Here is a 6847-nt window from a genome sequence, read left to right as displayed (position 1 = left end):
TTGAGAATTATCTAATTAAAATTTGTACTTTTATGGGTTATAAATAAAACAGATTCACATTGAAAACAACATCTGCTATATACCAAAAACTAGAAGCATTTATAAAGAAATATTATACGAATGAATTGATAAAAGGATCACTTCTTTTTATTGGTTTCGGATTATTGTACTTTCTGTTTACGCTTTTTATCGAATATTTTCTTTGGTTAAAACCATTAGGAAGAACATTATTGTTTTGGGTATTTATAGCAGTAGAAGTTTTTCTATTGTTTCGATTTATTTTATTCCCAATTTTTAAGTTGTTCAAACTTCAAAAAGGAATCGATTATAATCAGGCTTCGACTATTATTGGAAACCATTTTACAGAAGTAAGTGATAAACTAACGAACTTTTTACAATTGTCAGCGTCTGAGAATTCGATAGAAAGTTCAGAGTTGATGTTGGCTTCAATAGAGCAAAAAGCAAATTCATTGCAACCAATTCCGTTTGGAAATGCCATCAATTTTAAAACCAATAAAAAGTATTTGCCATTAGCAATCATTCCAATTTTGCTTTTTGCTGTGTTTTATATTTCAGGAAATAGCAATGTCATTTCTCAAAGTTTAAATAGAGTAGTACATTTTAATGCTACATTTTTGCCACCGGCACCTTTTAAATTTGTGGTTCTAAATGCTAATTTGCAAACAGAACAAAACAAAGATTTCGTTATCAAAATGGAATCTGTTGGAAATGTTGTTCCGGAAAATGTAATGATTCATATTGGTAACGAAAGTTATTTTATGGAATCGTCTCAACCTGGAAAGTTTGAATTTAAGATTGAAAAACCAGTTTCGAATGTGGAGTTTTCTTTTGAAGGAAATTCGGTTTCATCTGAAGAATATGAATTGAAAGTAATCACAGTTCCATCCATTGCCAACTTCGAAATGGTGTTGAATTTTCCATCTTATCTAAAAAAGAAATCAGAAATTATTCAGGGAACAGGTAATGCAATTGTACCGGAAGGAACTTTGGTAACCTGGAAAATGAATACACAATCGACTCAGGAAATTGTCTGGAAAGATGATAATTCAACTTTTAAGTTCAATAAGGCCGAAAATGAGTTCAAATTGGCTAAAAATATAAGTCAAAATACAGAATATCAAATTCTTACCTCGAATAATAAGGTTAAAAACTACGAAAAACTAGATTATCAGCTCTCTGTTATTAAAGATCAGCATCCAACGATCAATGTTGCGCCAGCGCCAGACAGTTTGAAGCTGGATAAGAATTATGTTTTGGGTAGGTTGGGAGATGATTATGGTTTGTCTAAATTGCAAGTTGTGTATTATGAACGTAACAAACCTAACACTGCCAAGCGTGGAACAATACCTGTTAAGTCCGGAGTATTTGATCAGTTTGTTTTTAACTTTCCAAGTAATCTTGCCGTGCAGGAGGGAGTATCTTACGAATACTATTTTGAGGTTTTTGATAATGACGCACCGCATGGTTTTAAGAGTACAAAGTCTTCTGTTTTTTCTGATCGTGTTTCAACTACAGATGAGATTCACGATTTAGAATTGCAACAACAAAATGCAAATATTAATAGTTTAGAAAAATCTTTAAAGAATCAAAGCAAGCAATTTTCTGAAATGGATAAGATCCAGAAAGCAGGAAAAGAGAAAGAAAATTTAGAGTTCAAAGATCAGCAAAAGGTAAATGATTTTATCAAACGTCAGAAACAACAAGACGAAATGATGAAACAATTTGCAGAGAAAATGAATAAGAATCTGGATAAATTTCAATCTGAAAAGAAAGACAAAACGGCTGATGATTTACAAAAGCGTTTAGATAATGCCGAGAAAGATTTAGAAAAAAATCAGAAGTTGATGGACGAACTGAAGAACTTAAACGACAAATTGAATAGTGAAGATTTGTTTGATAAGATGGAAAAGTTCAAACAGATCAGCAAGAACCAATCTCGTAATCTGGAGCAATTGGTTGAACTAACCAAACGTTTTTATGTTTCTAAAAAAGCAGAACAAGTTGCAGATAAATTAAAGAAGCTGGCAGAACAACAAGAGCAACTTTCGAATAAAGAAAAAGAAAACACACAGGAAAAACAAGACGATATCAATAAAGCTTTTGATAAAATTCAGGAAGATTTAAAAGATCTGAAAGAAGAAAATAAGACTTTAAAAGCACCTTTGGATATTCCGTCAGATGCTTCAAAAGAGAAAGATGTTAAGGATGATTTGAAGAAAGCTTCTGAAGAATTGAGTAAAAAGAATTCCTCTTCGGCTAAGCCAAAACAAAAAAGTGCAGCTAAGAAAATGAAAAGTATGGCTGAGCAAATGGATTCAAGTATGGAAGGCGGAGAGCAAGAACAATTAGAAGAAGATGTTGCAATGCTTCGTCAGGTCCTGGATAATCTTTTAGCTTATTCATTATCTCAGGAAGATGTAATGAAACAATTTAAAACAATGAAATTAGGTTCTTCTGCTTTCACGAAGAACATTAAAATTCAACAAAATTTAAAACAACAGTTTAAACATGTCGATGATAGTTTGTTTGCATTGTCTCTTCGTAATCCAAAAGTAGCCGAAGATGTAACCAAAGAAATAGGAAATGTACAATACAATATTGATAAAGCGATAGAAACTTTAAGCGATGTTCAGGTTCCTAAAGGAGTTTCGCACCAGCAATATGCTGTTTCTTCTGCAAATAAATTGGCTGATTTTTTAAGTGATTTATTAAACAATATGCAGATGTCTATGTCGAAACCGGGAGCAGGAAAACCAAAACCAGGTGACGGACAAGGAATGCAATTGCCAGATATTATTCAGAAACAAAAAGGTCTTGCTGATAAAATGAAAGAAGGAATGAAACCCGGAGATAAGCCCGGTGACAAACCTGGAGATAAACCGGGCGAAGGACAACAAGGTAAATCTGGAGATGGAAAGCAAGGACAAGGAAAAGAGGGGCAAGGTAAAAGTGGTCAGGGAAAAGATGGTAAAGGAGATAAAAATGGAGGCAAAGGAAATGACGGAAAAGAGGGTGATGACGGAGAAGGAGATGCAGAAGCTATTATGGAAATCTATAAAGAACAAGTAAAACTTCGTGAAGCATTACAAAAAGAATTGGCTAAACAAGGTTTAGATTCTCAAGGAAGATCTGTAATTGATCAGATGAAAGCTTCGGAAAAACAACTTTTAAACAAAGGATTTAAGAATGAGAATTTGCAACGTATTCTTAATATTCAACAAGAATTATTAAAATTAAACAACGCAGTTCAACAACAAGGGCAAGATACAAAGCGACAATCTGAAACAAATAAAGCTGAATTTTCTAATAGAACAAATGCTTTACCTAACTCACTATTGGATTATTTAAACAGTGTAGAGATATTAAACAGACAATCACTACCTTTGCGCTCGAATTTTAATCAAAAGGTTCAAGAATATTTTAATACAAAATGATCAATTTTAATTACGAAACCGAATTTACTTTAGAGAACGAACAAGCCTTTGCTGATTGGTTAAGTGCTGTAATCGTATCTGAAAATAAAAACGAAGGAGAGATAAATTATATTTTTTGTGATGATGATTATCTTCATAAGATAAATGTAGAATATCTAAATCATGATACACTAACAGATATTATCAGTTTTGATTATACAGTTGGTAATGAATTAAACGGAGATATTTTTGTTTCTGTTGAAAGAGTAGAGGACAATGCTAAGGATTTTAATGTTTCTTTTATAGAAGAATTAAAAAGAGTTTTGGCTCACGGTATACTTCATTATTGTGGATACAAAGATAAAAGTGATTTTGAAGCTGAACTTATGCGTTCAAAAGAGGATGATAAAATTGCTATGTTTCACGTGGAACAGTAATTAAACCTTTCTTTAATTTGATGTTAATTATGTTCCACGTGAAACATAATTTGATCTAAAGTTTGAAATAATAGAATTGTTCCACGTGAAACGTTTAATGTTTTTGATTTGAAAAACGTATGATTTTGTTGCACGTGAAACATTTCTGAAAGTCGGTTTTGATATTTTGAAACTTCAAATGATAGATGTTTCACGTGGAACATGGATTGATTTAGAGCTTGGATTTTGGAAAGAAGTAAGAGTGTTTCACGTGGAACATGAAATTTGTTTCGAAGATTTTATCGAGCACTTGTTAAAGTATAATGTTTTAATCTGTTTCACGTGGAACAGATTTTTGTGATCTAGGGAGTGATTGATGTTTTTAGATTGTTTTTTTTTTGAACTTGAGTAGTTTGAATTTTGCGCGTTAGCGCCGTTCCACGTGGAACAAAAGAATGAAAAAATAATTCTGAGGATCGCCTTAAACGGTTTGCAGAGAATAATAAAACAAAATGTTTTTAGAAGAATACGATGTTATTGTAGTTGGTGCAGGTCATGCTGGATCTGAAGCCGCGGCAGCGGCCGCAAATTTGGGATCGAAAACTTTATTGGTTACCATGAGTCTGCAGAACATTGCACAGATGTCTTGCAACCCAGCGATGGGAGGAATTGCAAAAGGACAAATTGTGCGTGAGATTGATGCGCTTGGAGGATACTCGGGAATTGTTTCCGACCGCACGGCAATTCAATTCAAAATGTTGAACAAGTCAAAAGGACCAGCAATGTGGTCGCCAAGAGTTCAAAGTGATCGAATGCGTTTTGCTGAAGAATGGAGAATGATGTTGGAGGGAACTCCAAATCTTGATTTCTACCAGGAGATGGTAAAGGGTTTGATTATCGAGGACGGAAAGATAAAAGGAATCAGAACTTCGCTAGGAGTAGAGATTCGATCTAAATCTGTTGTGTTGACAAACGGAACTTTTTTGAATGGTTTAATTCATATTGGAGAAAAACAATTTGGAGGAGGAAGGGCAGGTGAAAGTGCTGCAAGAGGAATCACCGAAGATTTGGTGAAAGCCGGATTTGAATCTGGTAGAATGAAAACAGGAACGCCACCACGAGTTGATGGACGTTCTTTGGATTATTCGAAAATGAACGAAGAAAAAGGAGATGCGAAACCGGATAAGTTTTCTTATTCGGATTTAACCGTTCCGCTAACAAATCAAAGATCTTGTTACATGACGTACACGTCATTGAATGTTCATGATATTTTGAGAGAAGGTTTTGATCGTTCGCCAATGTTCAACGGAAGAATCAAAAGTCTTGGTCCGAGATATTGCCCGTCGATAGAAGATAAGATTAATCGTTTTGCTGATAAAGAACGTCACCAGTTATTTGTTGAACCGGAAGGGTGGAATACTTGTGAGGTTTACGTAAACGGATTTTCGACTTCGCTTCCGGAGGATATTCAATTTAAAGCTTTGCGTTCTGTTGTAGGTTTTGAGAATGTGAAGTTCTTTCGTCCGGGTTATGCGATCGAATATGATTATTTTCCGCCGACACAATTGAAACATACTTTGGAAACGAAGTTGGTTGAAGGATTATATTTTGCCGGACAAATAAACGGAACGACAGGATATGAAGAAGCAGCATCTCAAGGTTTGATGGCCGGAATAAATGCGCATTTAAAAGTGCACGAAAAAGCGCCGTTAATTTTGAAACGTGACGAAGCGTATATCGGAGTTTTGATTGACGATTTGATTACGAAAGGAACTGAAGAACCATATCGAATGTTTACATCGAGGGCAGAATATCGAACATTGTTACGTCAAGATAATGCCGATTTTAGGTTAACGCCAATGTCGCATGAAATTGGTTTGGCTTCTGAAGCTCGTTTGCGCAGAATGGAAAAGAAATTAAACGAATCTGAAAAGATGGTTGCTTTCTTCAGAGAGACGAGTGTTTCGGTTGCGGAAACAAATCCAATTCTTGAAGCAAAACAAACTGCTCCAATTACGCAGGGTGATAAAATGTTTAAAGTTTTCTCACGTCCGCAAATTAATTTGGAGGATATGTTGAAATTTGAAAAAGTAAAAGAGTATATCGAATCGAATGATGTAGATCAGGAAATTTTAGAGCAAGCAGAAATTCAGGTGAAATATTCCGGATATATCGAAAAGGAAAGAAACAACGCTGATAAACTAACTCGTTTAGAAGAAGTGAAGATTCCGGAAAATTTCGACTACAATAAAATTAAATCAATGTCGATTGAAGCAAAACAAAAATTAAGCAAGATTCGTCCTGTAACAATTTCTCAAGCTTCAAGAATAAGCGGAGTGTCACCAAGTGATATTTCCGTATTGTTGATTTATATGGGAAGATAGAAAAGTGATCAGTCTCAGTTTTTAGTTTTTAGTGTTTGCTGGATACTGAATGCTGAGACTGTTTGTTGAATTGTTCCACGTGAAACTATTTCTGATTTATATGTTTTTCGGTTTTGAAATAATCTGAAATTGAAAATTGGAATTGTTCCACGTGAAACGAATTTTAGATAGAAAGCTATATTGGTTTGTTTATTAAAGAAATGATATAGTTTGTCATTCCGAGGAACGAGAACACGAGCGATAGCGAACTGGCGAAGCAATCTCCGTTGCAAGATCGACAAAGTTTATTCTTTTGATTACGGAATTACTTGCGGAGATTCTTCGTTCCTCAGAATGACAAAATAACCAAAATTTAAAGTTCATTCTATGATAATTATTGAAACTCAAGTTTTGTCTTTGGAACAAAAAGATTCCTTAATGCAACTTTGGAATAATGAATATCCGGTAAAATTGAATTTGAAAAATATTGAAGATTTTGAATTGTATTTAAACGGACTTTCAGAAACAAAACATTATTTGTTGCTTGATGATTCAGATGAAATTCAGGGTTAGACTTTTACTTTTTTAAGAGAAAACGAAAATTGGTTTGCTATAATTTTAAATAGTGAAATAC

General features: G+C 34.0%; 4 protein-coding genes. All 4 read left to right on the top strand.

What is annotated here, in order from left to right:
• Nucleotides 1-59: 59 nt before the first annotated feature.
• The 4 genes from FLACOL7796_RS04590 to FLACOL7796_RS04575 all read left to right on the top strand — a co-directional run bounded on the left by FLACOL7796_RS04590 (nt 60) and on the right by FLACOL7796_RS04575 (nt 6786).
• Entirely contained in the window at nt 60-3455 is a 3396-nt protein-coding gene (locus FLACOL7796_RS04590; RefSeq protein ID WP_173969656.1) for a DUF4175 family protein, read from the top strand.
• Nucleotides 3452-3871 (top strand): rRNA maturation RNase YbeY, encoded by a 420-nt coding sequence (gene ybeY, locus FLACOL7796_RS04585; protein WP_173969655.1) that lies wholly within the window; start codon nt 3452-3454, stop codon nt 3869-3871. Before FLACOL7796_RS04590 ends, ybeY begins: the two co-directional genes overlap by 4 nt.
• 491 nt (nt 3872-4362) lie before the next feature.
• On the top strand, nt 4363-6234 hold the full coding sequence (gene mnmG, locus FLACOL7796_RS04580; protein WP_173969654.1) for a tRNA uridine-5-carboxymethylaminomethyl(34) synthesis enzyme MnmG: 1872 nt from the start codon (nt 4363-4365) through the stop codon (nt 6232-6234).
• Nucleotides 6235-6600: 366 nt separating this feature from the next.
• Nucleotides 6601-6786: a hypothetical protein gene (locus FLACOL7796_RS04575; protein ID WP_173969653.1), complete on the top strand. Its 186-nt coding sequence runs from the start codon at nt 6601-6603 to the stop codon at nt 6784-6786.
• Nucleotides 6787-6847: the final 61 nt, after the last annotated feature.

The organism is Flavobacterium bizetiae, from assembly GCF_902804475.1.
GTDB lineage: Bacteria > Bacteroidota > Bacteroidia > Flavobacteriales > Flavobacteriaceae > Flavobacterium > Flavobacterium bizetiae.
This window is presented reverse-complemented; position numbering and strand designations above follow the sequence as displayed.

Coding starts and splice junctions, on each gene's coding strand:
- ybeY (WP_173969655.1), top strand. CDS start 3,452: ATGATCAATTTTAATTACGAAACCGAATTTACTTTAGAGAACGAACAA.
- mnmG (WP_173969654.1), top strand. CDS start 4,363: ATGTTTTTAGAAGAATACGATGTTATTGTAGTTGGTGCAGGTCATGCT.
- FLACOL7796_RS04575 (WP_173969653.1), top strand. CDS start 6,601: ATGATAATTATTGAAACTCAAGTTTTGTCTTTGGAACAAAAAGATTCC.